Raw genomic sequence first — 22,396 nt, 5'->3', positions numbered from 1 at the left:
CATGGACCTGATCAGACAGATCACGTCGGCCGCGACGCAGGCGAGTGTCGCCTCGGAGCGCGTCCGGCAGATGGTGCGCGTCGCCGATCGCAACCGGGCCGCGAGCGCGACAACGGTCGAGACGTTGCAAAAGCTCGCGACCGGCAATCTCAGCAGCGCGGCCGAGTTGCTGACCGGTGCCAAGAGCGCGATGTCAGTCGCTGGTGATCTGTTCCCCCAAGTCGGGATCGTGACGCGCAGCTTCAACGCCACGCAGGCGTCGGTCGGCTCGATCCTGAAGATGGCGGACAGTTCGAGCTTTCCGCTCGTTCGCTCGGCCGCCGATAGCGTCAAATCGGCACTTGGCGGGGCAGTGAACCAGTTCTCGAGCTTGGTCGGCATCAAGGACAAGGCGGCGGCCGACGCGGACAAGGCGACGAGCCTGAGTTCGTTGTTACCAGGGCTGGCCGATGGTGCGACGTCGAGCACGCCGCACTTGATGACGATGGCGGCCGACGACGGCAGCGCGTTCCATTTCAACCTGTCCACGGCCGCGTTCGAGAAGCTTCGGCGGGCGACGCGATACCGCGTCGCCACGCAGGAGCGCTTGAACCGGCAGGAGGCGTTGCAGCCGGTCAGCGAGGGCGGCGAGACGATCACCTTGTCCGGCGTCGTCTTCCCCACCCTGGGTGCCGGCACGACGCAGATCAGCAAGCTGCGTGCGATCGGCAGCCGCATGAAGCCGGTGCGGCTCACGACGGGCAGCGGCGAAGTGCTGGGCCGCTGGCTGCTGCAGACGATCGAGGAGGAGCAGGACGCCATGCTGGCCGATGGTCTGCCCCGCAAGCAATCCTTCACTGTGGAGTTTGGCCGCTATGGCGAAGATTTTAAGAACGTCTGAGGGGGACGTGCTCGATACCTTGTGCTATCGGGCGTACGGAACGCTGCAGGGCACGGTAGAGGCTGTTTACGAGGCGAATCCCGGCCTTGCCGCGAGACCGCAGCCGTTCGCCTCGGGCGTCGAGATTGTCATGCCGGATATCGAGGCGCCGCGCGACGAAACCGTGTCGCTTTGGACATAGCGAGGCGCGATGGAAGCGATCTTTCAGATTATCGCGAACGGCGACGACGTCACCAAGGTGATTCAGGACCGGGTCATGGAGATCCGGACCGTCGACAAGCCTGGCCTGGATGCGGACGAATGCACGATCACGCTCGACGATCGCGACGGCCGGATCCGATTCCCGCCCAAGGGCGCGACGGTCAAGGTGTCGCTGGGATGGGAGGGGCAGGGGCTGTCGATGCTGGGCGAGTATGCCGTCGACGAGGTCGGGCTGCGTGGGCCGCCGGCCAGCGTGGTGTTTCGCGGCAAGCCTGCGAACATGCGGGCGACGTCGAAGACGCAGCGCTACGGGAGCTGGTCGAACGTGCGGCTGGCCGACATCGTCGGCGATGTCGCGCGACGCAACAAGTGGTCGGCCGCGTGCGATGTCAACGTGGTGGTGCCTCGGATCGACCAGTTTGGCGAAAGCGATCTGCATTTCGTGACGCGACTCGCCCGGCAGTATGGAGCGACGGCGACGGTCAAGGCCGGCAAGCTGATCGTGCTGCCCCGAGGCGGCGGCAAGAGCGCGAGCGGCAAGCCGTTGCCGGTGGTGACCCTGACGCCCGAGCTGCTGCTCGACTATGACATCAATTTCCCCGATCGCGCGAGCTTCGCGGCGGTCCGCACCAAGGTCCACGATCGCAAGACGGGGAGGAAAATCGATCTGACGATTCCCAATCCGGATGCGCCGCAAGGGGCGGCCGCGGTTCATACCGAGCGGCACGCCTTCGCCAGTCCGCAGGCGGCGAAGGCGGCCGCCACGTCGAGGCTCGAAACGCTCAATCGGCACACGTCGGCGAGCCGCCTGACGATGCGCGGCCGGGCGGACCTGTCCGCCGAAAAGACGATCGCGCTGAAAGGGTTCAAAGAGGGAGTCGACGGAGAGTTTCTGATCGAGGCGGTCGAGCACACGTTCGCCTCGCGGGGCTGGATCACGGTGGTGACGTTGAATGGAGGAAACAAGGGCAAGGCGAAGGTGGGGCACAAGAAGAAGTCGGGCAAGAAAATCGATCTGGTGGTGCCGGCGCCGACGTAACGCGCCACACGAGAACGATGCAGGCCGCTCACGGGCAACCGGAGCGGCCTTTCTTTTTTCAACGGGGGTGGGATGGGTGACGAGAAGCAGGAGGGGCTGGCGGTACAGATCGCCACGCTCACGCAGCAGATGCGATCGGTCGCGGCGAGCGTGGAGGACATCAAGCGCTCGGTGCAGCCGTTCGCGGATCTCGATCGCGGATTTGCCGAGATGCGCGTGCGGGCGGAATCGGTGCGTGAGGACGTCGGGCTGCTGTGGGCGCGGTCGCAGGCCGAGGAGCGTGCGCGGCTCGACCAAGCCAGCGATATCGCCGAGGTCGACCGGAAGGTCGACGCCATGAGGAACCGGGCGACGGGCGCTGTGTGGGTGCTCGGTATCGGTCTCGGGGCGGTGCAAGCCTTCGTCGTCGGCTCGATCGTCTGGGTCTTCACGCACGTCAACGAGGCGGACGTGCTCAATCGACTGCAACAGCAGCGTATCGAAACGCTGGAACTGGCCATTGGCCGAGGGGGAAAGCCATGAATGTCACGGCGAAGATCGACGCGCTGATCGGGCGCGAGGGCGGTTTTTCGAACGATCCGAGCGACCGGGGGAATTGGTATCTCGGCAAGCTGGAGGGGACGATGTGGGGCGTGACGGCCGCCGAGGCGCGGGCGAACGGCTACCTCGGCGCGATGAAGGACATGCCGCGCGCAACGGCCATCGCGATCTACGCGTCGCGCTACTGGTCGCGACCGAAATTCGACCAGATCGACGCGATCTCGACGACGCTGGCCGAGAAGCTGTTCGATATCGGCGTGAACGCGGGGCCGGCAACCGGGGTGAAGTTCATGCAGCGGGCGCTCAACGTGTTGAACCAGGGCGGCAAGGCGTTCCCGGACATCGCGGCCGATGGCGGGATCGGCCCGATGACCCTCGCGGCGCTGAAGGCGTTCCTGCAGCAGCGAGGGGCGGACGGGCATCGCGTGCTGTACGGCATGATTGCCGCGCAGCAGTCGGTGTTCTATATCGAGCTGGCCGAGCGTCGCCCGGAGAACGAGGCGTTCGAGTATGGCTGGCAACTCAACCGTGCGCTGGGAGTGTGAGCATGCTCGACATTTTGAAAACGGTGGCGCCCTGGCTCGTCACCGCATTGACGGGGGGCGTGCCGGGTGTGGCGGCAATGGCCGCCTCGGCGATCGCTGACCGGCTCGGCCTGGGCGATGGATCGGTCGAGGCGGTGACGTCGGCGCTGTCCGGTCAGTCGGTGACGCCCGAGCAGTTGCTCGCGCTAAAGCAGGCCGACGCCGACTTCGAGTTGAAGATGCGGCAGGCGGGTTTCGCGCATGCGGAGAATCTGGCCGGGATCCAGGTGCAGGCCGACAAGGTCGCGGCCGACGATCGCGCCGGCGCTCGGCAGTATGCGGCGTCCGAGCACGATCACACGGCGCGGAATCTAGCCTACATGTACACGGTGGCGCTGTTCGTGGTGATCGGGCTGGAGTTCTATCTGGCGATCGGCGAGATCCGGATGCCCGATGTCGTGAAAAGCACGCTCGACACGTTGCTCGGCGTGCTGATCACGATGGTGATCGGCTCGAAGGAGTATTTCTTTGGATCGTCGTCGCGGGCGGACAAGCAGACGGCGGAGATCACGCGCTTTGCGGTCTCGCCGGACATTACCGTCAGCGCGGGCATGGCGCGAGGAGGGGAGGCGGACAAGTCACTTTGATCGCGCAAAAGCGCTGAGGAAGAACAGGGCGGTCGGACGACGTGCGGGAACATGTCGACCGGCCGCCTTTCCACTGTGCGTGCCAGTGAGTCAGCCAAGGCCCTGTTACCTACCGGTAGGCGGGCCGGATTCTACACCAAGTTTAAAAAAAGGCTTTCACAATGGCGGAACCCATCATTCCCTGGCTCGGCGGCAAGCGCCGTCTGGCAGACATCCTGATTCCCCGCTTTCCTGCGCACGAGTGCTACGTCGAGGTGTTCGCGGGCGGGGCGGCGCTGTACTTCCTTCGGCCGCCGGCCAAGGTCGAGGTGATCAACGACATCAATGGGGAACTGATCAACCTGTATCGGGTGGTGCAGCACCATCTGGAGGAGTTTGTACGCCAGTTCAAATGGGCGCTGACGAGCCGTCAGGTGTTTGAATGGCTCAAGCAGACAGTCCCGGAAAGTCTCACCGATATCCAGCGTGCGGCGAGGTTCTATTACCTGCAGAAAAGTTGCTTTGGCGGCAAGCTGGAGGGGCAGACGTTCGGCACGAGGACGGCCGCCCCGCCGAGCTTGAACCTGATCTGTAGAAGTCGCGACCCGATCTGACAGTTACCCGTTCCGACGGTGCGTGACTGTCAGATCAGATTCAGGTGGCTCACTTTCTCCTTCCACACCTCCTTGCCCGCGATGAGCGTCTGCAAAGGCGTGCGACCACAACACATCTTACCTTGATGCGTTCGCTCGCCGTTGTAGTACATCAGCCAAGTATCGAGATCGACCTGCAGTTCCGCCAGCGTCAGATAGAGCTTGTGGCGGAACGCGACCTGATAAAACTCCTGCAGGATGGTTTTATGGAACCGCTCGCAGATGCCATTGGTCTGCGGATGTCGCGCCTTGGTTTTGGTGTGCTCGATGTCGTTCAGCGCCAGGTACAGCTGATAATCGTGCGATTCCGGCTTGCCGCAATACTCCGTGCCTCGATCGGTCAGCATGCGGATCACACCCATGCCGTGCTCCTCGAAGAACGGCAACACCCGGTCATTGAGCAGATCGGCCGCCGTGATCGGCGTCTTGGTCGTGTACAGCTTGGCCATCGCCACTTTGCTGTAGGTGTCGACGAAGGTCTGCTGGTAAATCCGGCCTACGCCCTTGATCGTGCCCACGTAGAACGTGTCCTGCGAGCCCAGATAGCCGGGATGAGCGGTTTCGATTTCGCCATGAGCCACATCGTCGTCCTGCTTTCTTTCCAGCGCGGCCACCTGGTCCTCGCTCAGCACGATGCCTTTTTCAGCGACCTGCTTCTCCAGCGCCACGAGCCTCAGCTTGAAGGACGACAACGCGTGACGCAGCCAGATCGAACGAACGCCGGATGCAGACACGAAAATGCCGCGCCGGCGTAATTCGTTGCTGACCCGAACCTGCCCGTGGGCGGGCTGCTCGATGGCATAGGCCAGCACGGCGATTTCCGTCGCTTCATCGACTCGATTCTTGGGATTCGGCTTGCGCCGATTGCTGTCGAACAGGGCATCGACGCCGCCCTCGGCCACGGCGTTCTGATAGCGGTAGAACGTATCGCGCGACAGCCCCATCACCTTGCAGGCTTTCGACACGTTGCCCAGCTCGGCGGCCAGATTCAGCAGACCGATCTTGTGGCGGATGACATTTTGGTTGAGACTACTCACGGGGTTACTCCTTGGCGCTTGCGCGCTGTTTTGATGAAGATTCGCACCTCTATCAAAACGGGTAACCCCGCCTCTTGGCAAGGCCTTACTGTCAGATCAAGTCTGAACTTCTACACCTGATCCGGCTGGAAGAGGATCTGTCGGCGGCACATCTGCGGCTCTCTGGCGCGTACATCGAGCGTCTGGATTGGGCCGAGTGCATCGATCGATACGATCGCCCGCATACGCTGTTCTACTGTACGCGGTCTTTTAACGACGCCCCTCAGCGGTTGAGGCCAGCAGACATTCTCCAAGGCATGAGATCGGCGTAGTCGTCGGCGGTTGCAGCGAGCGGCAACCTGGTGAACAGCCAGACCAGATAGCGATACGGCTCGATGCCGTTCGCCTTGCACGTCTCGACGAGGGAGTACAGGTTGGCACTGGCCTGCGCACCGGCGACCGTATCAGAGAACAGCCAGCCCTTGCGGCCGACGACGAACGGCCTTATCGCGTTCTCGCACAGGTTGTTCGAGATCGGCCAGTTGCCGTTCTCGACGTAGCGGACCAGCTTGGGCCACTGTCCGTTCATGTACTGCAATGCCTTGCCGAGCAAACTCGACGGCACGACGCCCGGCAGATGCTCGATTAGCATGCGCTCGATGATGACGAGCACGCGGGCGCTGTACCGGGCGCGCAGCCGTCGCCGACGTTCAGACTCCCACTTCGCGCTGCGCGCCTCGGCCGCGAACAGCTTGCCGATCAGTGCCACGAAGCGTGTGGCCAGCAGATCCGGTGAGCGTGCCGCCTTCGGCACCGACTCCTCGGCCTTGATGAAGCCGCGGCGCACGTGTGCCCAGCATCCGAGATGCACGAGCTGGTGATCGTGGGCGATGCCGTTATAGAGCTCGTAGCCATCCGTCATCAGCGCAGTGCCGGGCTGTACACCGGCATACAGCTTCTGCGCATGTTGAGCACCGCGCCCGGGCGAGTAGGAGAACATCCGCACGGACGGCCCCGAGCCGTTGACCTGCGCCCACAGGTAACTCTTCGTCTGCGGCCTTCGTCCTGGTTCCTTCAGCACCTGGAACGTGGTTTCGTCGCCGTAGATCAAGTTCGATTCGAGCAGCGCGTCGCGCATCAGGTTGATCACCGGCTGCGTGGCCAGACCTACCCGCACCACGCTGGCGGCCAGCGTATTCGACGAGATGTCACCGCCGAAGCGACGCAGCAGTGTGGCCTGACGATACAGCGGCATGCCGTACTGATACTTGCCGGTGATGATCCACGCCAGCGCGGATTCCGTGAGCAGCCCGCGCGGAATGATGCGCGTCGGCGCCAGCGTGACCTTGATGCCGAGATCGCAGCATGGGCACGCGTACTTGACCCGCTGGTGCTGAACGACGCGCACTTGCTCGGGAATCACGTCGAGCTGTTCGCTCGTTTCCACGCCGATCTCGACGAGGGCCTGGCCGTCATGGGCGCAGAACCGTTCGGACTCGGGCAGCTCGTGCCGCACGACCTCGCGCGGCAGATTCGGATCGAGTGGTTTGCGCCCGCGCTTGCCTCGCGTGTGGGCCGCGACCGATGTACCGGGCATATCCTCGCGCGCGGGCGCGTCGGCAGTCGTCGCCAGCGCCTCGGCTTCGTTGAACAGGCCGAGCTGGTCGGCATGGCGCGCCTCGCTCGAGGCGCCGAACAGTTCGTGCTTGTAGGCCCGCAGTTTCTCTTCGGCCAGATCGCGCTGAGCCGTCACGAGCCGAAGCTCACCGCGCAGCGCATCGCGTTCGGCGAGCAGTGCCTGGTATTGCTCAACACTCGGCATGACGGGGCTGTTCGGCATGGCCAATTAGACCACGCCACCTGCGTGGTGTTCAGCTCATCCGCGCGTAATATCGCTGGGGATGCTTCTGGATCACGGCCAGGTCGATGCCGTCGAGCAGCCAGTGCAACTGCTCGGTGCTGATCGTGATCGTGTCGCCACCGTTCGGCCAGACGAAGCGGTCGGCTTCGAGTCGCTTGAGCAGTAACCAGAAACCGTTGCCGCCCCAGCCGAGGATCTTGACTCGATCACGACGGCGGTTGCCGAAGACGAACAGCGCCGAGGTCATTGAGTTCAGGCGCATCGCCTGTTCGACCAGGATCGACAGCCCGTTGATGCCCATGCGGAAGTCGACCGGATCGCGATGCAGGTAGACCTTCAGCCCTTCGTCGAACCGTAAGCGCTCAATTCGCCACACGTTGACGGTCGGGCCGAAGCTATGCGCTCGATCGATCAAGGCGGCGGCGGTGTAGCCGTTTGCCGTTTCGCGAAGTTGAACGGCAGCAAGTCCGTGATGTCGGCATCCGGGGCTCGCTGAGGCAGTTCGGTGAGCACATGAAGCAGGTAGGCATACGGCTCGACGTTGCATGCGCGGCACGTGAGCATGAGACTGTAGACCATTGCGCTCGCCTTCGCGCCAGCGACCGTGTCGCTGAACAGCCAAGATTTGCGGCCTGTGCAGAAGGGCCTGATGTCGCGTTCGATAACGTTATTGTCGATTGGGGCGCGGCCGTCGATGACGTAGCGGCTCAGATACTCCCATTGATTGCGCGTATAGCTGATCGCCTTGCCCAGCAGACTTTCGGGCAACACGTGTGGCGCCTGCTCGTCCAGCCAGGTCTTGAATGCAGTGAGCAACGGCACGCTATGTTCCTGGCGTAATCGGTACGTGTAATCGTCGCGGGTTTCTCCTTCGGGCAGACCGCCCTTGGCGAGCGTCTCGACCTGATACAACGCCTTGAAGTACTCAAGAGCCTGTGCCGCACGCCCACCGGGCTTCTTCTGACCTTTGAGCGCATCGACGAACGCCCTACGGGCGTGGGCAAGGCAGCCCAAGTGCGTCGCTGCGTCGAGCGTGCGCCACGCAGCGTAGCCGTCACTCATCAGCATGCCCGTGTATCCGGCCAGGAACGCTTGCGGATACTCTTGGCCGCGCCCTGGCTGGTAGTCGAACAGCACCACCGGCTGCTCGCATTGCTCGGCACTGCGATAGACCCACATATACGAGGTGCTTTGCGCGGTCTTGCCCGGTTCTTTGAGAACCTGCACCGTCGTCTCGTCGCCGTGAATCAACTGTTGCGATAGCAGCGTTTGGCGCAAGGCCTCGTACAGTCGGCTGTAGTGCAGTTGAGCGGGCCGGATGATCCAGTTGGCCAGCGTGCCGCGGCCCACCGCGATGTTCGCGCGCGAGAGCGCATCCTCCATGCGGTATAGCGGCGTGCCATCGACATATTTGCCCGCCGTCACGGTGGCGATGAGCGCTGCGCTCGCATTGCTGCCCGGCAGCGGCTGCGCCGGCATCGGGGCGGTCACGATCGGCGTGCTCTCGGCATTGCGCTCGCAGTGGCGACATGCGTACTTGAAGCGAACGTGCTGCAGCACAGAGGCTTTCACTTCGAAGTGCAGTTGCTCGCTGACTTCTTCGCCCATGCGATGCATCGCGCTGCGGCAGCAGGGGCAGACCTTCTCATCGTCGGGTAGATCGTATTCAATGCGCTGGCGCGGCAGCTCGGCCGGCAACGGTTTGCGGCCTCGCTTGCCCCGCTCTGGCTCATCGGGTGCGGGCAGCCCTGTGTCCGGCAACGCGAACGCGTCGTCGTCGGGGTCCTCCGATGGCGCTGCCGCAGCCATCTGCTCGGCCTCGTCGAATACGCGGTCCTTCAGCTTCTCGCTGCTCGGTGCGAAGCGTTTGCTCTGCGCCAAGCGGAACTGCTCCTCCAACTGGGCGATGCGTTCGCCTAGTTGTCGGTTGCGCGCCTCCAGTTCTCGGATATAGGCCTGAGCGGCCGACGGCAATTGCGAGAAGTCATGTTCGTCCATGCCGCTCACCATACCGGAGCGGCGCGCCCAGTGGGTTTACGGAAATGGGCAACAACCGTCGCGCGCGTTGTTTACCGACAACATCAGTTGGCGCCGCCTTCAACTCGCATGACGATACCGGCGCGCCGGGTGTCGCTGCATGGCGTCGATATCGATGCCGTCGAGCAGCCAGTGAAGCTGCTCGGTCGTCAACTCGATCACCGCTTGCTCTCGGTGGGGCCAGACGAAGTGGTCCGCTTCAAGACGCTTTAACATGAGCCAGAAGCCGGTGCGCTCATACAGCAGCAGCTTGACCCGATTGCGCTTGCGATTGCGGAACGCGAATATCGCTCGCGCGAACGGATCGAGCTGTAACGACTGCTCGACCAGCATCACGAGGCTGTTGATGCCGGCTCGGAAATCAATCGCATCGCGGTGCAAGTAGACCCGCAATTCGGCGTCGAGCCGAAACATTAGCGCACTCCCAATGCTTCGATCATCGCTCGCACGAGGGCGGCATCGTGCGCTGCGCATTCGAGTCGCAGCGTCACGCCATTGGGCAACTGCGCCGAAAGTCGAGCCTGCACGGCGGAGCTTATCGAGTGGTTCTTCTTCGGCGATTCAGGCGCGGGTGCGCGCTGCGCCACGGACATCACGTCGTTGACGGTCACGACCGGTACGAATGCCGATGGCGCCGGCTTACGAGTTGTCGTCAGCGCAGTCCCGCTCGTACGCTCGCGCAAGTGAATCCATTTATGCAGTTGGTTCGCGTTGACGCCGGCCTTCAGCGCAAGTCCGGCAATCGACGCACCTGGCTGCATACAGGCCTCGATCAGCTTGCGCTTACCCTCTGGATCAAAGCGTCGCTTGCCGGTGGCGGTCACGCCCGTCACCCGCAGCGGAAAGAAATCAACTTCGTTCTCTGTCATAGGTTGCGTCCGCAAGTTGTGGTTGCGGACGCAAGCCTGCGCGCATTCATCCGGGAATTCTAGGTGCGCTTAAATTCGCGCTTACGTCGAACCGGAACACGGCAGCCTCCCGAGCATCTGGACGAGCATCGTCAGTTCATCGAAGTTCGCCTGGCTCAGCTCCAAGGAAACGCCGTTTGGTAAGTGCACCTTCAGCGAGGACACCGCAGCCGATTTAGCCGGAGTGGGGGCAGCCGCAGAGGTGACGACCTGCATGAAGGCTGATTCCTCAGGCACGGAAGCCGTCGACAACTCGACGCGAGCCTCTCGTGACGGCTCCGCCGCGGAGCTGGCTATCTCGCCCGCGGCTTGTTCGCGCTGATACTTGGAAATCCACGTCCGAACGAGGTTCGGATTGATGTCGTGCTCCATGGCCGTCCGCGCGATCGACACCCCTGGCTTCAGACACGCCTGTATCAACTCGCGCTTCGCATCCTCGTCGTACTTGCGCCGTCCGTCTCGCTTGCGATCGGCCACCAACCGGCTCTGCAAACCTCCGTGTTGCTCGTTCATGCACACCTGTCCACGCTCATTGAACATGGACACGTAGCCTCGGTGAATCAGCCTCGTCGTGCAATGGCGTCCTTCAAAGAGCGCTTACGTTCTACTTGGATCCGCCGTATCTCGACACGGCCGGCTATGGCGTAGCGTTTCTGTCCAATCAATACGAGAAGATGGCCGAGCGTCTACGGACGCTCAAGGGCCGTGCGATCGTGAGCCTGAATGATCACCCGGAGATCCGGCGCGTTTTCGATGGATTCCATATCGAAACAGTGCCGATCCAGTACACGGTTGGCCTGGAGGCCGCAAGCCGCCGCGAGGTGATCATTTCGAGCTGGGACGTCGGCGCAGAGCCGGCTGGGTTGTTCTAAAGCGGTTGACGGTGCGGCTGCCCACTCGTGCCAGGAGCAGCCGCGCACTTGCTTTGCCGGGACAAGCTTGCTTTTCGTGAATAACAAGTGGATGCGATATCGAACTGCAATCTTCCTTGTTTTGATTTGGATGCCTAAGATATTGAGGAAACTCACGGGAGGCGCTTGTGGTGAATGCTCAAATTGATTGGAAGAGGGCTCCCAAGGGAGCGCGCTGGTGGGCACTTGATGAGGATGGGCGTGCACACTGGTTTGTGGCTCCGAATGTGGCTGCGTACACCGATTTCTGGTTTTCGGAACCGATACCTGCACCGCGCTTCGGCTTCACGGGAAACTGGAGGGAGAGCTTGACGGAGCGCCCAGATTGAGTGGGCCGCTCCAGCCGTCGACTGCGTGGCAACCTCGTCCGCTCGACTCGCACCTGGCGATAGAGCGGCAAAATCTTAGAGGTCAGACGTCCGTGTATCTCGGCAGAAGGTCCAAGTCGACGAGACGAATCTCTATTCGGTTCGCGGTTTCGATATGGCCGGGGTTGTCCATCGAGAATGGGGCGTCGATTACGCTGACGATGATCGTACCGATCTGCTTCCCGTCTATGGTAACAGGCAAAAGGGAGTGTGCTTCGGGCACCTGTTGCGACGTGATTGGCTTTGGTAGGTATAGCATCCATCCGACGCCGGGTTTGTCGTCGAACACCTGCTTGTCGGCATAACCCTGCGGCTCGACGGTCACGTATGCCGGGTTCGTCTGTCGGGCGATAGCTTCGACGATTGCAGCGACTTGCTCGGCGGAAAATTCGCGCTCGTCGTTGAAGTCGGCTTCGATCTTTTTCGGTCGCTCCTTGGCTGCGACGAGATAGGTCAATACCGCGCCAGTGCGTTGATCGTCGCCACCGTCCCACAAAGAGATGATCTGCGGTCGGTGCTCTGCTCCTTCGAACTCGGTCCGCAATACTGCCAGTGCGGCAGTCGTTGGAGTCCAGTTCTCAAACGCCGGATACAGATGCGCTTCTTCTTTTGAGTCGCCGGTCAGGAACCATTGCGCGAACCGGGGGGCGCTAGCATGTATCGCCTCGGCGATCGATCCGAGTTGTTCAAAGACGGTCGGCAGGTTCGACGCATCATGCAGCGGATCTCGAAAGCGGGAAGTGATTTTCATGGTCAACCAGTGACGACGTAGGGAATTCCGTTTTCCGCGAGCGTGGTGCGGAAATAGGACATCGTTAGCGGAGTCTGGAAATAGTACTGGAGTTTGGTGGGCGGGTTTGCATGCACCTTCATCGCGCGCTCTTCTATCTCAACCGTGATTTTGGAAAGCCCTTTGAACCATGTAACCGGCTTCTTCGTCTGAGGATCGAAGAACTGATCATAGTCACCTTTCGCTTCCTGCAAGAGGCATTCCGGTTGCTGGAACCCGTCGAAATCCGTGCCGAGCCATGCCCATTCTTCGCTCCATCCTTCCTCGACACTGTACGGTCGGCCGGTGATGCGGCCTTGATACTCCCGAGGTTCACGATTCATGTGGTAGCGCCGACGTGCCGGCACACCGGTTTGCTCGGGCGGGCATTGCTTACACTTTTCTCCAGTGCGAGGAAGGGCGCGCACTGCTGGCGTTGTGCTGCTCTGATCCTTTGTCGTGTCACCCGATAGGCTCGCCGTTCCTGCCACCGCCGTCCCGCCCAACAAGGCGGCGCCAACTCGCGCCAATACTGGCCCAAGTTCCACCGCTGCTCCCTCGATTATCGGCACTGCCAGTCCCGCCATTTCGATCTCCCTCAGTGTATTTCGGATGGTCGATACGCCATTTGATGACGCGAAGATAATCACGGAAGCGTTCATCGGCCGAGCGGCCGGGCCGGGTTAGCCACGCGCGTATCGCTGGCTTCTCGTAAAAATTCGGTGCGTACGCCTCGATTCGGAGAAAAGCGGCCACGTTCTCGTCGGACTGGATGTCGAGCCGAATAGCAGCGAGGTACGCCTTCCAGAGGCGCGTCGGCAGCTTGTCGTCGTCTGCTAACTTCGGATCCCCTTTGACGAGATCCTGTCGGATGCGCTCGACGTATCCGCGTGCATCGATCTCGGCAAGACCTGCGACCTGTTCGTCTGTCAGTTCAAGCATGCGGATGTACTCCCTTCAGTGTTCCGTTCAATTCGACGAGCCAGTCAAAGGTCGGGACAAAGAACTGCATGCGCTGACTGAAGGTCATCAGTGATGCCATGTCGGCGGCTATGCGCGCGTCGTAAAACCGAAATAGCGCCATGCGCCCATCCGGCAAACGCACGTCGAGTCGATGACGCAGCTCGTCGGCCAGTGATTCGATCGGGTAGGCACTGATCAACCACGATACGCCAGTCGGGCCAGCGGCCATTGCAGAGAGCGCGTGTCGAATGCTGCTGGATGCTTGCTCCCAGGCGAGCAGCCATGGACCCGCTTCGGCGAGCGACGCGTCTGGTGTGCCGTCGAACAGTGCGACTGCTGCTTGAGATCGTTGCGGCGCGGAGCCGCCGGCTGCATCCGCGAGCAGTAAGCCGTCGACGAGCGCATACAGGTGTGCTCGTATGGTCACCTGCTGTTGTCGCTGGGAGAAAAACGCTTCGATTGAGACGTTCGTCATGAGCCTATCCGCGCGCAATCATCGTCGCGGCGTTTTCGGCCGCAGACTTCAGGCATTCAAGGCAGAGCGTCGAGGATGGGGCCAGCCCTGTAGCGGCAGCGACGGCACCGCCAGTCATTGCTTCGCCCGCGCCGACGTCGTCTAGTGTCGTGGCCGATTGGCTGGCGATGAGCGTGGCGCCACATGCGGTTTTCATGCCTTGGATGGCGGTGTCGCGGCCCGTAATTTGGTGCGGGTAACGCCGCCCGGTGGCGGGGAGGATGGGGAAGACGCCTTTGCACTGAGGGCAAAGTACCTTGTGACCCACGCCCGCGATGGGCTTCCCGTCAATGGTGGCGATTGCGCTGCCCTCCAGCACGCGCCCACCGTGCGTCGTAGTGTCGCCGACGCAGATCATGGCTCGGCCCATATGCTCTCTCGTAGGTATGGTTTTCGTATGAATTTACCACTTTTCGCGAAGGCGGCCGGTCGCCGGTTGGAGTGGTCCCACGTATCTGAGGACGCGAGGACTCTCTAAAACCTAACGGCGTCCTCGTGTCTTGGGTTGCAGGGGCAACTCCATCATGTTCGATTGGCGCAACTCCTATTTAGCAGTGTTTCGCAAGTCTCGGTCGGCCGCTATTTTCTTCGCGAAAGGCGATGGCACCGGCTCCGCAACCAGAGGCGCGTCCAGTCGAACGCGTATGTCCCGAAGGGAGCGTTCTATGGCGTCGAGCCGCTTGGCACTTTCTTTTCCCTGGCTAATGAGATCCGCGCGCTGTTGCTGAGTGTGAGGAGGCTCTGCGGAAACTTCCACTATAGTCGGCTGTCCTCTAGAGAACACCCACTGGACAGTTGCCAATAGGACTCCACTAAAACCAACGGTGAATCCCCATTTGACGATCTCCCGCGCAGCTATGGAAATCCGCGAATCGTGCATCCGACCATCCACACTGCGTCGATGTAGGAATCGGAGCTTAGCCACAGTCCATCGGTCCCACATAGTTGGCAGACCATCTAAGCAAGTACATTGCATATAGGCTATGAGCACTCGGAAGTAGCGCGCAAGGATTGTGTCCTTCGCGAATTCAGCTGCGTCGTCGACGACACCGAGTTCAAGGGCGTCCTCCAAAGGTTTCATCCCCTCACTAGTTGCCGGGTACAGGGTTACGTGGACTCTGCCGAGATCATCTCGCACAAACTCTAAAGTTGCGCCTTGCTCCGCGAGCAACTTCATCGTCGGCCGAAACGAACGGTCAAAGCCTTCATGTTCATCGTACGGTCGGGCACCAAAGAAAACTTCGAACTGGCGCCGGTTGTTTCCTCCTAGCCGGCCCCCGGGAGTAACGCACAAACTGTAAATATCGTTAAGCCGCTTAGCTGTCGGATTGAGATCGCACAGTGCCTCGAACGTCGTTGGCGCGGAGTTTAAAAACTCTTGAAATGCTGAGTAGCGCTTATGGCGAGAGTTGGGCATAGTTGATGTCACTTAAAGTTATCTTCGTCGTTAAAGCGTAGAGCGCCTAGCGTGATGGCGGCCCATGGATTGTACCGACCGGATTGTCCGAAGGCTTCACTTGCCCCGGATAACGTCGTCTCACGTCCACTTTTCGTTGCATCAACGGGTTGAATCCGCAGCTGAAAACTGCCGATCGTCCCGCCCGCCTCTGAATGACCGGTGCGCCAACTGCTGTCAGCGAAGGTAAATGTCAAACGTTTCTGGTAGCATCCGACTAGCCTATGCACAGGCTATACGATAAGCAATCAGGCTTTGAGGGGGAGCCGTGGGTAAAGCCAAGCCTATCATCCTTTCCAACGGGCGCAGCTGGTCTAAAAAAGGCGATGCCGTGGATCACTTCAAGAAGATGCTTGCCCGGTACCGAGATGGCTCGCGGATTTCTGACCCGACCGATCACAATGACTTGGCGTCTCTGCTGGAAGTATATGACTCGGTCTTGAATGCTGATCAGCCGAGCAAAGCGGGAACTGGCGTGTCGCACTTTGAGCGACGCAGCGACCAGGATCACCCAGGCCACACCTCATGCTTCTTCGTCGTTCGCACCGATGGTACCAGCAACGACTTTAGCACTCGGCGGGCGCTCGATGTCGCAAGCGAGAAGACGTCCTGACAGTACGAACCCACGCGGCTAAGTCGCTTTGATAGATCGTTCCTCTCATGCGACTAGGGGTTGGATGACCTTGCCTTCCCATTGGATCAAGTGAAACTCCAGTCCAGCTGTTGCTGTCATGAAGACCGACTCGTCCTCATCGAACGACGCGGCAACGATGGCCTGAAGGCCGGGCTGCGCGATTAGCAGTTGAAGTAGCGCGCGCTGACTGGCTGAACGCATCGAATGCTGGCCAGGTTCATCCATCAGAAGGAGCCCGGGGTGCTGCCCTTCGAACTCGCGCGTCGCCGAAGTTTGGTACAGCGCCAGCAAGTAGCTCCAGATGAGGCGGACGAAGTCGCTCGCGCTCGAGTCCGCAGTTAGGCTTGTCTGCACCTTCGGACGTAGAATCTCGCGCAGCTCGAGCTCCGAGAGGATAGGTGTCAACGTATCCAAGCTAATGCGAATGTCGTCAATGTCTGCACTTTCATAACCGAAGGAACTGGCATTGCCTCTGAAGTTTTTCTCGAAGAGCGAGATTCTAGATAAGTCAACATCGCTGTAGGTCTCTTTAGGAAGAGCCCGCCTGTCGCGTTGGTTCGCTGCCAGACGATCGGCAATCTCCGCGAAGGTAAGCATGAGAGCTTCCGCCTGCGTGTTGAGTGCTTGCAAGTTCGACAGTTCTAGTTCGATCTGAATCTGTCGGCGGACGATGGCGCGAGACTCCGTCATACCGGTGCTCACGTCGCCGCGTAGCGAGTTGCAGAAGTCATGAGTTGCCGCCAAACGACGAGCTACGTCGGCAACGGTAATTTCTGACTGGCGAATTTCCTCTGCCGCCCCGTTGATTTGGTTTTGCAGCATCCTCCGCTGGCTATCGAGATAGTCGATGTTGGTGTTCAGGTCCATCAGCGGACCTGTCACGATGCCGAGCAGCAGCGTGTCGTCGACTGCCTGATGGCAGGTCGGGCAATGGTCTGTCGCGACCTCTATCTCCATCTGAGCGCCAAGATTCCGCAGCTTCAGAGCCGTCTTGTTCCGCTCCAGATCTTCGCTGGCTTCGGCTAGAAGGAGGCGCAGTTCATCCAAGGCAGCTTTCTGTAACGTCAGATTCGTGGTCGCACGTTCGTGCAGCACGCTGAGCCGTTGCAGTTCGGATGAGGCAACCTCGATTTCTTGTAAAGCCTCTGCGCCCGAGGCCTTTCTGTATGCCTCCGCCTTCGCTCCCAGCGCATTGTGTTCGGCGCGAAGGTTGCTGACTTGGTCGAGCAGAGTGGTCTTGATGTTACCATCGGACTTCACGAGAAGGACGGTCGCGGGGTCGAACATTGAGACTGGCGTGGCAGACAGACCTTCAATGACGATTCCGTTTGCAGTTGCGGCCTGCCGCAGAGTGTCGTAGGCCTTGCGCCAGTCAGAGTCAATCGCCATGGAGTCGGTGTCGAGTGCCGCTCGTTTAGCCTGTCGTTCGAAGACTCCCAGGCCCAGAAGGAACTCGGTGACCCTAATGCGGGCATCGCGAATTCCGAAGAAGGGGATATTAGCGATGTAGTCAGTCCACCCACGCTTCTGCTCCACGGCGAGCGCGGCGAAGATCGTCTGAAGATACAGCTTGGCCATGCCGCCATTCGTCGCTGGGACTTGTGGCAGTTGGTAGCCCATGAACCCTTCGAGGAACTGGAAATACCCTTCGTGCTTCTGGGCGCTGCCTGGATCAAAGAGGTAGGTCGGCCGCGGCATACCCAGTTCAGTGCCATCCGTGAGATGGGCGCCCTCAAAAACCTCCATCAACTTGGACTGGCGCACGGAATCGCGAATTGCCCGACGCAACGTGACGCAACTCCCAGAGGCATTCTCTAGCTCGACAAGAACCTCGGAACTCTCCACTGCGACGTGGCTAGCGCCATGCACGAAATACTCTTTGACCGCATAAGGCAGCACCTTCTCGCCCTTGCCGCCGATTAGCTCTTCCATGCCCAAGCCGTAGATTAGGGTGTTGTAGAGCGTGCTCTTGCCGCTCGAATTGCTACCCCGGATGACGGTTAGGCCACGGCTGAATTCAAACTTGAAGCCGAACTCGCCTTGGGCTGCGGTGATTCTTAGTTTTACTGCTTTGATCTTCATGCCGACTCCCATCCCTTCGCAACTTTCTCGACCATGCCTTCAGTGATGTCTTTACCGATCTGCGTTAGAAGCTGGCGCTCGGGCGTGAAGGCGTCGGTATCCTTAAGGACTTCGGTAACGAAGGCTCGGCCTTTTTCGGTCAATTGGTATCCGGTTGACGTGGTGTCGATCAAACTCTCGGCCACGGCAAACCGAATGGCGATAGCTAGAGCGGGGTCGAAGCCCCACGCCGTCATGTTCAATACCTTGGCCTTCGCGGCGTCGACCAATTTCTGAATCCGGTCGGTACTCTTCAATGCCCAGTTGAACAGGTGCAGGCGCGGCAGCGTTGACTTACCACCACGAGACGACATCTGCAGAACCAGAAGCAGCTGCGTGATCTTGTAGAGCGGCCGGTGTTCCACCAGCACTGGAGACGGCCGTCGGACGAAGCGCAGACGTCTAGACTCGAAGGCCACGGCTTCAGTCATAGTCAACCTCACAAACTGCAATCCACCTTGCGACGATCATGCGGGCGATGTCTGCGGCGTCGGTTTCCCCAATAGAGGGGGCTAGCTCCCTGACTATGCGCGCGGTAAGGCCGTCGCGAATCTTGTCGGTCAGCTCTTGGGGTGTTCCTTCCCAGGTAAAGCACCTTTCATCGACTTCAGCTTCGTACCCGTTTATGAGCCGCGCAAGTCTTGAATGCACGGTTGGTGCCGTGTCGTTTATCCGTTTTAGGTAGGAGCCGTGGTCAAGGAACTCTCGCAGAGTCTTCGCGTAAAGGCGAGTAACGCGACTTTCCAGCTTGTCGGCCGGAGCCTGCGCAAGTCGCGCCCGCGTCTTGCGCATGATGTTTTTCTCGTAGATCTCGGAATTACCGTTCAGGTCGGGCAAGACCGCAGGCAGGCTGCCGAAATCCAGTGCCTGACCGACGGCTAGCTTCATCTCCTGAATCTCTGTCGCGTAGTGGTCAGCGTCGTGGACCAGCACTTGGAAGTCCGGGGCCAAAATTGACAGGTTCCACCCGCGAACCTCGGCCTCCTTCGCCTGCGCATGCTTGATGAGGTCGTTGTGAGCGATGGTTGGCGTCACCAAGTGCCATCGCCGCAGCTTGGTCGTTCCCAGCACCCTCGTCAGCTCGGTTGTGTTGGTCTGAAGCTTCTTCAGGTCTGTCGTGATTTTGTCCCGCTGCTTCTCATAGAGGTCTTTCGCCGGATAGACCTTATCTGGGCAGTAGCACTGATATCCATAACCTGTTGTCTTAGTGAAACCTTCTAGACCGTAGTCGCCGGGAGTAGCCGGAATGTGGGTGTAGCCGTCGTCCGTGAACTTGCGCTTAAAGACGAGCTGACATAGCCGTTCCCAGCTGTTTCCGTCGAATGGACCGTAGGGAGTCTGAAACACGATTGAGTTACCGTGATCGCTTAGCCGAGATCCGGCACGCAGATACCAATGATCACTGCTTTCGGGAAAAGTAGTGATGTCGTTTGGCGGCTGCCGTCTGAAGTGATTGGTCTTGTGCGCAAGCGATCCTCCCCGATTGTTACCGCGCTGTAGCTGTATAAACATGCCGCGCGGCGTGTCAATTACGCATTGTTCGGTACAAATAGTTGCTTGTAAAGCAAAAAGTCTGGGAGTTGATTGATCAAATTTGGCAAGGCGGCACATCTAGCGATGCGGCAGAACCTATGTGACTACGGGGCCTATTGTTTGGAAGATCGGATCGAGCAATGATGTACTGTATATAAAAACAGTAGCTATCGTGCTCATATTGTCTTCTTCAGAGTTGATTTTGCGTGTGGCTCGAAGTCGCACAAGCCCTGAGTAAATGCCGCTGAGATAAGGAGCTACGCAGCTTTTTATTTGCCCCTGAGCTAGGGTTGTGAGATTTCGCCGGTTCATTGCCACTTCCTGACTCTCGGCGCGCAATGTCGAAGGACCGGGAAATGCTGCAAAGCGGTCAGCCAGGTCGATTGGCCAAGACGGGGTGGCAACAGCCTGCCCAAAAAAACGAATGTGTAGGTCTAGCTTTGTGCACTTGATCTTTTCAGATAAGGCGAAGGTGCTGATATAGCATCGGTCGCAGCAAGTTGCTTTGCAACAAAATGCAGGCCGGGGTCGAGAAGCACGAAAGCCCTCAACGAGCGGGGCTCTTTTCGGTGCTACGAATCTGCTACAGCAACAGGTGTGAGCCTTACTGGGCAAGCCTTTTGCTTGTCATTCCATCCCCTGAACTACGGGGAGCGGATAGTCGCGAAGCGAGTCGTGTGCGGGCGGCGTGCCGGCAAACGTCGGCTGGCGTGCGTGACCTCGGGCGATAGGGCTTCAGGGCTTCGTGCCGACCTCGTTTCGTGAGGCGGGCACATAGCGCCGAGCGCGAATCGCCCGGCAGCCTTCGTCGCCGACGGCCGTTCAGCGGGGGAGAGTATAGCAAAGACCGGCGAAGCCGAAAGCCGGACGCGCGCCCCTCTCGCGATCACGCACGGCTCACGCGGCACGCCAGAGCCGTTGCCGGCCTGCGCCCTCACGCTTCAAGGCCGCGAAGTCGTCCTTGCCCACGTCGCGGAAGCGGGCCGCGCCAGTCGGCCCACAGGTCCGCGAGCCGCCTGGCGGCGGGAATGCCTTCGTCGGCAGACTTCCCGCCTCGTTGTCGATCAGATCGGGCAGCGCCAGCGCTTGTCCTCCACCACCTGGCTCACGACGGTAATCCGCACTGCGATATCGAATCCTCGAAGAACCCGGAAAGGGCCACGCCGGCACGGCTCACGCTCGTGCCGCCAGCCTCGCGCGAGGCGCGCCGCCGCCGGCCAACCGCGCAATAACCCCCGAAACGCCGCCCCGGCCCGCCTGACGGCGCCCTCGCGCGCCACAGTGTATGCTTGCGGCGCTTCACCCCTATCCCCGTACCGCCTGACAACAAAACAGCAGGCAATAGGAAAAAGGAGAGAACGATGATCAGCAAACGATGGATGGCCGCCACGCTTTGCGCTACCGCGCTTGCCGCGTCCGCCGGCGTCGCGCATGCCGCGCAGCCGCGCGTGTATTTCGTCGAGCCGAAGGACGGCGCCACGGTGTCGAACCCGGTGCACGTGGTGTTCGGCGTCGACGGCATGGCGATCAAGCCGGCCGGCGACCTGACGCCGAACACCGGGCATCACCACCTCGAAATCGACGGCGGCCCGGTGCCGAAGGATCAGGTGATCCCCGCCACGGAGCGCTCGCTGCACTTCGGCAAAGGCCAGACGGAAACCGACCTGAAGCTGCCGCCCGGCCCGCACACGCTCACGCTGCAGTTCGGCGACGGCGCGCATCGCTCCTACGGGCCTGATCTGAGCCAGACGATCCACATCGACGTCAAGTAAGCGGCCGCCGCATCCCAGCCGCCGCGCCCGCCCGCTCGCCGGGCGGGCGCCACCGCGGCACGCCGAGGCGCGTTCCCGCTCACCCCCAGGTGTTTCGCCGGCTTCTCGCGCGCTGCGGCCGCGCTGGCCGACCGGCCGGTACGGCGCCCGGCCCGATGCCCGTTACAATGGGCGTTTCCGAATCCTTCTCTTCGCCGTCTTCCCCATGTCGCTCTATTCCATTACCGGCGCGCAGCTTGCGTTCGGTCACGTCGCGTTGCTGGATCACGCGGATTTCTCGCTCGAAGCTGGCGAGCGCGTCGGTTTGATCGGCCGCAACGGCGCGGGCAAGTCGTCGCTGCTGAAGATCGTCGCGGAGCTCGCACGCCCCGACGACGGCCTGGTCACGCGCCAGCAGGATCTGGTGACGGTCTACGTGTCGCAGGAGCCCGAGTTCGAGCCGGGGCAGTCGGTGTTCGACGCGGTGGCCTCGGGCCTCGCGCACACGCAGGCGCTGCTCGACGAGTTCGACACGATCGCGCACCGCCTCGCGGACGCGCCGGAGGGCGCGGAGCACGACGCGCTGCTGGCGCGCATGAACACGCTGCAATCGGCACTCGACACGGCCGATGCCTGGAACTGGCGCACCCGCGTGGCCACCACGCTCGCGCAGATCGGCCTGGATGGCGCGAACCGGGTGGAGGCGCTGTCGGGCGGGATGAAAAAGCGCGTCGCGCTGGCCCGCGCGCTGGTGCTGCAGCCGGACGTGCTGCTGCTCGACGAGCCGACCAATCACCTCGATTTCGAAGGCATCCGCTGGCTGGAGGAACTGCTGATCTCGCAGCGCTCGAGCGTGCTGTTCATCACCCACGATCGGGCCTTCCTCGACCGCGTCGCCACCCGCATCGTCGAGCTCGATCGCGGCCGCCTGCTGTCCTATCCGGGCAACTTCTCGGCCTATCAGACGCGCAAGGCGCAGCAGCTCGAAGTCGAGCGGGTGGAGAACGAGAAGTTCGACAAGCTGCTCGCCCAGGAGGAAGTGTGGATCCGCAAGGGCGTGGAGGCGCGCCGCACGCGCAGCGTGGGCCGCA

23 protein-coding genes and 4 pseudogenes are annotated in these 22,396 nt (G+C 61.0%); 12 read left to right on the top strand and 15 right to left on the bottom strand.

Going from position 1 to position 22,396, the window contains the following annotated elements:
• The first annotated feature begins 1 nt into the window (after nucleotide 1).
• The 7 genes and pseudogenes from KS03_RS13345 to KS03_RS13315 all read left to right on the top strand — a co-directional run.
• Complete coding sequence (locus KS03_RS13345; protein ID WP_015876649.1) at nucleotides 2-880, top strand: phage tail protein; 879 nt, start codon at nucleotides 2-4, stop codon at nucleotides 878-880.
• The gene (locus KS03_RS13340) at nucleotides 855-1,061 is read left to right on the top strand and encodes a tail protein X (protein ID WP_015876648.1); all 207 of its coding nucleotides are present in this window, start codon (nucleotides 855-857) and stop codon (nucleotides 1,059-1,061) included. Before KS03_RS13345 ends, KS03_RS13340 begins: the two co-directional genes overlap by 26 nt.
• A gap of 9 nt (nucleotides 1,062-1,070) precedes the next feature.
• Entirely contained in the window at nucleotides 1,071-2,120 is a 1,050-nt protein-coding gene (locus tag KS03_RS13335) for a phage late control D family protein (RefSeq protein WP_015876647.1), read from the top strand.
• Between the two features lie 72 nt (nucleotides 2,121-2,192).
• Entirely contained in the window at nucleotides 2,193-2,642 is a 450-nt protein-coding gene (locus KS03_RS13330; RefSeq protein WP_017432368.1) for a hypothetical protein, read from the top strand.
• A complete protein-coding gene (locus KS03_RS13325; protein WP_015876646.1) occupies nucleotides 2,639-3,205 on the top strand; it encodes a glycoside hydrolase family 108 protein in 567 nt (188 codons plus the stop codon). The genes KS03_RS13330 and KS03_RS13325 overlap by 4 nt, the downstream gene beginning before the upstream one ends.
• Nucleotides 3,206-3,207: 2 nt before the next feature.
• On the top strand, nucleotides 3,208-3,831 hold the full coding sequence (locus KS03_RS13320) for a hypothetical protein (RefSeq protein ID WP_042967285.1): 624 nt from the start codon (nucleotides 3,208-3,210) through the stop codon (nucleotides 3,829-3,831).
• 161 nt (nucleotides 3,832-3,992) lie between these two features.
• A pseudogene (locus KS03_RS13315) lies at nucleotides 3,993-4,400 on the top strand (DNA adenine methylase); the annotation flags it as partial.
• 53 nt (nucleotides 4,401-4,453) lie between these two features.
• Here KS03_RS13315 and KS03_RS13310 read toward each other — a convergent pair.
• Entirely contained in the window at nucleotides 4,454-5,500 is a 1,047-nt protein-coding gene (locus tag KS03_RS13310; RefSeq protein ID WP_015877383.1) for an IS481 family transposase, read from the bottom strand.
• 110 nt (nucleotides 5,501-5,610) lie between these two features.
• Between KS03_RS13310 and KS03_RS31370 the strand changes: the two are divergent.
• A pseudogene (locus KS03_RS31370) lies at nucleotides 5,611-5,736 on the top strand (DNA adenine methylase); the annotation flags it as partial.
• Between the two features lie 26 nt (nucleotides 5,737-5,762).
• On the opposite strand, the gene tnpC (KS03_RS13305) reads toward KS03_RS31370, so the two are convergent.
• From tnpC (KS03_RS13305) to tnpA (KS03_RS13280), 6 genes are all read right to left on the bottom strand, one after another.
• Nucleotides 5,763-7,319 (bottom strand): IS66 family transposase, encoded by a 1,557-nt coding sequence (gene tnpC, locus KS03_RS13305; protein ID WP_012732752.1) that lies wholly within the window; start codon nucleotides 7,317-7,319, stop codon nucleotides 5,763-5,765.
• Nucleotides 7,320-7,350: 31 nt separating this feature from the next.
• Complete coding sequence (gene tnpB / locus KS03_RS13300) at nucleotides 7,351-7,716, bottom strand: IS66 family insertion sequence element accessory protein TnpB (RefSeq protein ID WP_127913928.1); 366 nt, start codon at nucleotides 7,714-7,716, stop codon at nucleotides 7,351-7,353.
• A gap of 35 nt (nucleotides 7,717-7,751) precedes the next feature.
• Entirely contained in the window at nucleotides 7,752-9,338 is a 1,587-nt protein-coding gene (gene tnpC / locus KS03_RS13295; RefSeq protein ID WP_012732733.1) for an IS66 family transposase, read from the bottom strand.
• Nucleotides 9,339-9,437: 99 nt separating this feature from the next.
• Nucleotides 9,438-9,791 (bottom strand): IS66 family insertion sequence element accessory protein TnpB, encoded by a 354-nt coding sequence (tnpB, locus tag KS03_RS13290; protein WP_012732734.1) that lies wholly within the window; start codon nucleotides 9,789-9,791, stop codon nucleotides 9,438-9,440.
• Nucleotides 9,791-10,246, bottom strand: coding sequence for an IS66-like element accessory protein TnpA (gene tnpA, locus KS03_RS13285; RefSeq protein ID WP_012732735.1), 456 nt, complete (start codon nucleotides 10,244-10,246; stop codon nucleotides 9,791-9,793). Before tnpA (KS03_RS13285) ends, tnpB (KS03_RS13290) begins: the two co-directional genes overlap by 1 nt.
• A gap of 81 nt (nucleotides 10,247-10,327) precedes the next feature.
• Entirely contained in the window at nucleotides 10,328-10,798 is a 471-nt protein-coding gene (gene tnpA / locus KS03_RS13280; RefSeq protein WP_133164454.1) for an IS66-like element accessory protein TnpA, read from the bottom strand.
• Between the two features lie 89 nt (nucleotides 10,799-10,887).
• Here tnpA (KS03_RS13280) and KS03_RS13275 point away from each other — a divergent pair.
• Nucleotides 10,888-11,157, top strand: a pseudogene (locus KS03_RS13275) (DNA adenine methylase); the annotation flags it as partial.
• Nucleotides 11,158-11,607: 450 nt separating this feature from the next.
• On the opposite strand, the gene KS03_RS13265 reads toward KS03_RS13275, so the two are convergent.
• The 5 genes from KS03_RS13265 to KS03_RS13250 form a co-directional block, all read right to left on the bottom strand.
• Complete coding sequence (locus tag KS03_RS13265; RefSeq protein ID WP_015876642.1) at nucleotides 11,608-12,315, bottom strand: immunity 52 family protein; 708 nt, start codon at nucleotides 12,313-12,315, stop codon at nucleotides 11,608-11,610.
• Between the two features lie 2 nt (nucleotides 12,316-12,317).
• Nucleotides 12,318-12,677: a restriction endonuclease fold toxin 5 domain-containing protein gene (locus KS03_RS33195; protein ID WP_240155420.1), complete on the bottom strand. Its 360-nt coding sequence runs from the start codon at nucleotides 12,675-12,677 to the stop codon at nucleotides 12,318-12,320.
• 118 nt (nucleotides 12,678-12,795) lie between these two features.
• Nucleotides 12,796-13,275, bottom strand: coding sequence for a hypothetical protein (locus KS03_RS32820; protein WP_015876640.1), 480 nt, complete (start codon nucleotides 13,273-13,275; stop codon nucleotides 12,796-12,798).
• The gene (locus KS03_RS13255) at nucleotides 13,268-13,771 is read right to left on the bottom strand and encodes a DUF4123 domain-containing protein (protein ID WP_042967740.1); all 504 of its coding nucleotides are present in this window, start codon (nucleotides 13,769-13,771) and stop codon (nucleotides 13,268-13,270) included. The genes KS03_RS32820 and KS03_RS13255 overlap by 8 nt, the downstream gene beginning before the upstream one ends.
• A 4-nt stretch (nucleotides 13,772-13,775) precedes the next feature.
• The gene (locus KS03_RS13250; protein ID WP_015876638.1) at nucleotides 13,776-14,180 is read right to left on the bottom strand and encodes a PAAR domain-containing protein; all 405 of its coding nucleotides are present in this window, start codon (nucleotides 14,178-14,180) and stop codon (nucleotides 13,776-13,778) included.
• Between the two features lie 1,354 nt (nucleotides 14,181-15,534).
• On the opposite strand from KS03_RS13250, the gene KS03_RS29950 reads away from it, so the two are divergent.
• On the top strand, nucleotides 15,535-15,879 hold the full coding sequence (locus KS03_RS29950; protein ID WP_127913929.1) for a DCL family protein: 345 nt from the start codon (nucleotides 15,535-15,537) through the stop codon (nucleotides 15,877-15,879).
• Between the two features lie 45 nt (nucleotides 15,880-15,924).
• Here KS03_RS29950 and KS03_RS13245 read toward each other — a convergent pair whose 3' ends face one another.
• Genes KS03_RS13245 through KS03_RS13235 form a run of 3 tightly spaced genes read right to left on the bottom strand, consistent with a single transcriptional unit; the run spans nucleotide 15,925 to nucleotide 19,368 of the window.
• On the bottom strand, nucleotides 15,925-17,982 hold the full coding sequence (locus KS03_RS13245) for an ATP-binding protein (RefSeq protein ID WP_042967743.1): 2,058 nt from the start codon (nucleotides 17,980-17,982) through the stop codon (nucleotides 15,925-15,927).
• Entirely contained in the window at nucleotides 17,979-18,452 is a 474-nt protein-coding gene (locus KS03_RS13240) for a hypothetical protein (protein ID WP_045678834.1), read from the bottom strand. Before KS03_RS13240 ends, KS03_RS13245 begins: the two co-directional genes overlap by 4 nt.
• Nucleotides 18,445-19,368 carry a hypothetical protein gene (locus KS03_RS13235; protein WP_015876637.1) on the bottom strand — a complete coding sequence of 308 codons (924 nt, stop codon included), beginning with the start codon at nucleotides 19,366-19,368 and terminating at the stop codon, nucleotides 18,445-18,447. Before KS03_RS13235 ends, KS03_RS13240 begins: the two co-directional genes overlap by 8 nt.
• Nucleotides 19,369-20,915: 1,547 nt before the next feature.
• On the opposite strand from KS03_RS13235, the gene KS03_RS13230 reads away from it, so the two are divergent.
• Nucleotides 20,916-21,326 carry a DUF4399 domain-containing protein gene (locus tag KS03_RS13230; protein WP_015876636.1) on the top strand — a complete coding sequence of 137 codons (411 nt, stop codon included), beginning with the start codon at nucleotides 20,916-20,918 and terminating at the stop codon, nucleotides 21,324-21,326.
• Nucleotides 21,327-21,531: 205 nt separating this feature from the next.
• A pseudogene (locus KS03_RS33415) lies at nucleotides 21,532-22,374 on the top strand (ABC-F family ATP-binding cassette domain-containing protein); the annotation flags it as partial.
• Between the last annotated feature and the right edge of the window lie 22 nt (nucleotides 22,375-22,396).

The sequence above is a fragment of the Burkholderia glumae LMG 2196 = ATCC 33617 genome, assembly GCF_000960995.1.
GTDB lineage: Bacteria > Pseudomonadota > Gammaproteobacteria > Burkholderiales > Burkholderiaceae > Burkholderia > Burkholderia glumae.
Note: the sequence above shows the minus strand (reverse complement) of the source record. Positions and strands in the feature narration are given on the sequence as shown.

Excerpts from the sequence above, each read along its gene's own strand:
- KS03_RS32820 (WP_015876640.1), bottom strand. The coding sequence starts at position 13,275 with ATGCTTGAACTGACAGACGAACAGGTCGCAGGTCTTGCCGAGATCGAT.
- KS03_RS13335 (WP_015876647.1), top strand. The coding sequence starts at position 1,071 with ATGGAAGCGATCTTTCAGATTATCGCGAACGGCGACGACGTCACCAAG.
- KS03_RS13240 (WP_045678834.1), bottom strand. The coding sequence starts at position 18,452 with ATGACTGAAGCCGTGGCCTTCGAGTCTAGACGTCTGCGCTTCGTCCGA.
- tnpC (WP_012732733.1), bottom strand. The coding sequence starts at position 9,338 with ATGGACGAACATGACTTCTCGCAATTGCCGTCGGCCGCTCAGGCCTAT.
- KS03_RS13230 (WP_015876636.1), top strand. The coding sequence starts at position 20,916 with ATGATCAGCAAACGATGGATGGCCGCCACGCTTTGCGCTACCGCGCTT.
- KS03_RS13245 (WP_042967743.1), bottom strand. The coding sequence starts at position 17,982 with ATGAAGATCAAAGCAGTAAAACTAAGAATCACCGCAGCCCAAGGCGAG.
- KS03_RS13265 (WP_015876642.1), bottom strand. The coding sequence starts at position 12,315 with ATGAAAATCACTTCCCGCTTTCGAGATCCGCTGCATGATGCGTCGAAC.
- KS03_RS13255 (WP_042967740.1), bottom strand. The coding sequence starts at position 13,771 with ATGACGAACGTCTCAATCGAAGCGTTTTTCTCCCAGCGACAACAGCAG.
- KS03_RS13320 (WP_042967285.1), top strand. The coding sequence starts at position 3,208 with ATGCTCGACATTTTGAAAACGGTGGCGCCCTGGCTCGTCACCGCATTG.
- KS03_RS13325 (WP_015876646.1), top strand. The coding sequence starts at position 2,639 with ATGAATGTCACGGCGAAGATCGACGCGCTGATCGGGCGCGAGGGCGGT.
- tnpB (WP_012732734.1), bottom strand. The coding sequence starts at position 9,791 with ATGTTTCGGCTCGACGCCGAATTGCGGGTCTACTTGCACCGCGATGCG.
- tnpA (WP_012732735.1), bottom strand. The coding sequence starts at position 10,246 with ATGACAGAGAACGAAGTTGATTTCTTTCCGCTGCGGGTGACGGGCGTG.
- tnpC (WP_012732752.1), bottom strand. The coding sequence starts at position 7,319 with ATGCCGAACAGCCCCGTCATGCCGAGTGTTGAGCAATACCAGGCACTG.
- tnpA (WP_133164454.1), bottom strand. The coding sequence starts at position 10,798 with ATGAACGAGCAACACGGAGGTTTGCAGAGCCGGTTGGTGGCCGATCGC.
- KS03_RS13330 (WP_017432368.1), top strand. The coding sequence starts at position 2,193 with ATGGGTGACGAGAAGCAGGAGGGGCTGGCGGTACAGATCGCCACGCTC.
- KS03_RS13345 (WP_015876649.1), top strand. The coding sequence starts at position 2 with ATGGACCTGATCAGACAGATCACGTCGGCCGCGACGCAGGCGAGTGTC.
- KS03_RS13340 (WP_015876648.1), top strand. The coding sequence starts at position 855 with ATGGCGAAGATTTTAAGAACGTCTGAGGGGGACGTGCTCGATACCTTG.
- KS03_RS13250 (WP_015876638.1), bottom strand. The coding sequence starts at position 14,180 with ATGGGCCGAGCCATGATCTGCGTCGGCGACACTACGACGCACGGTGGG.
- KS03_RS33195 (WP_240155420.1), bottom strand. The coding sequence starts at position 12,677 with ATGAATCGTGAACCTCGGGAGTATCAAGGCCGCATCACCGGCCGACCG.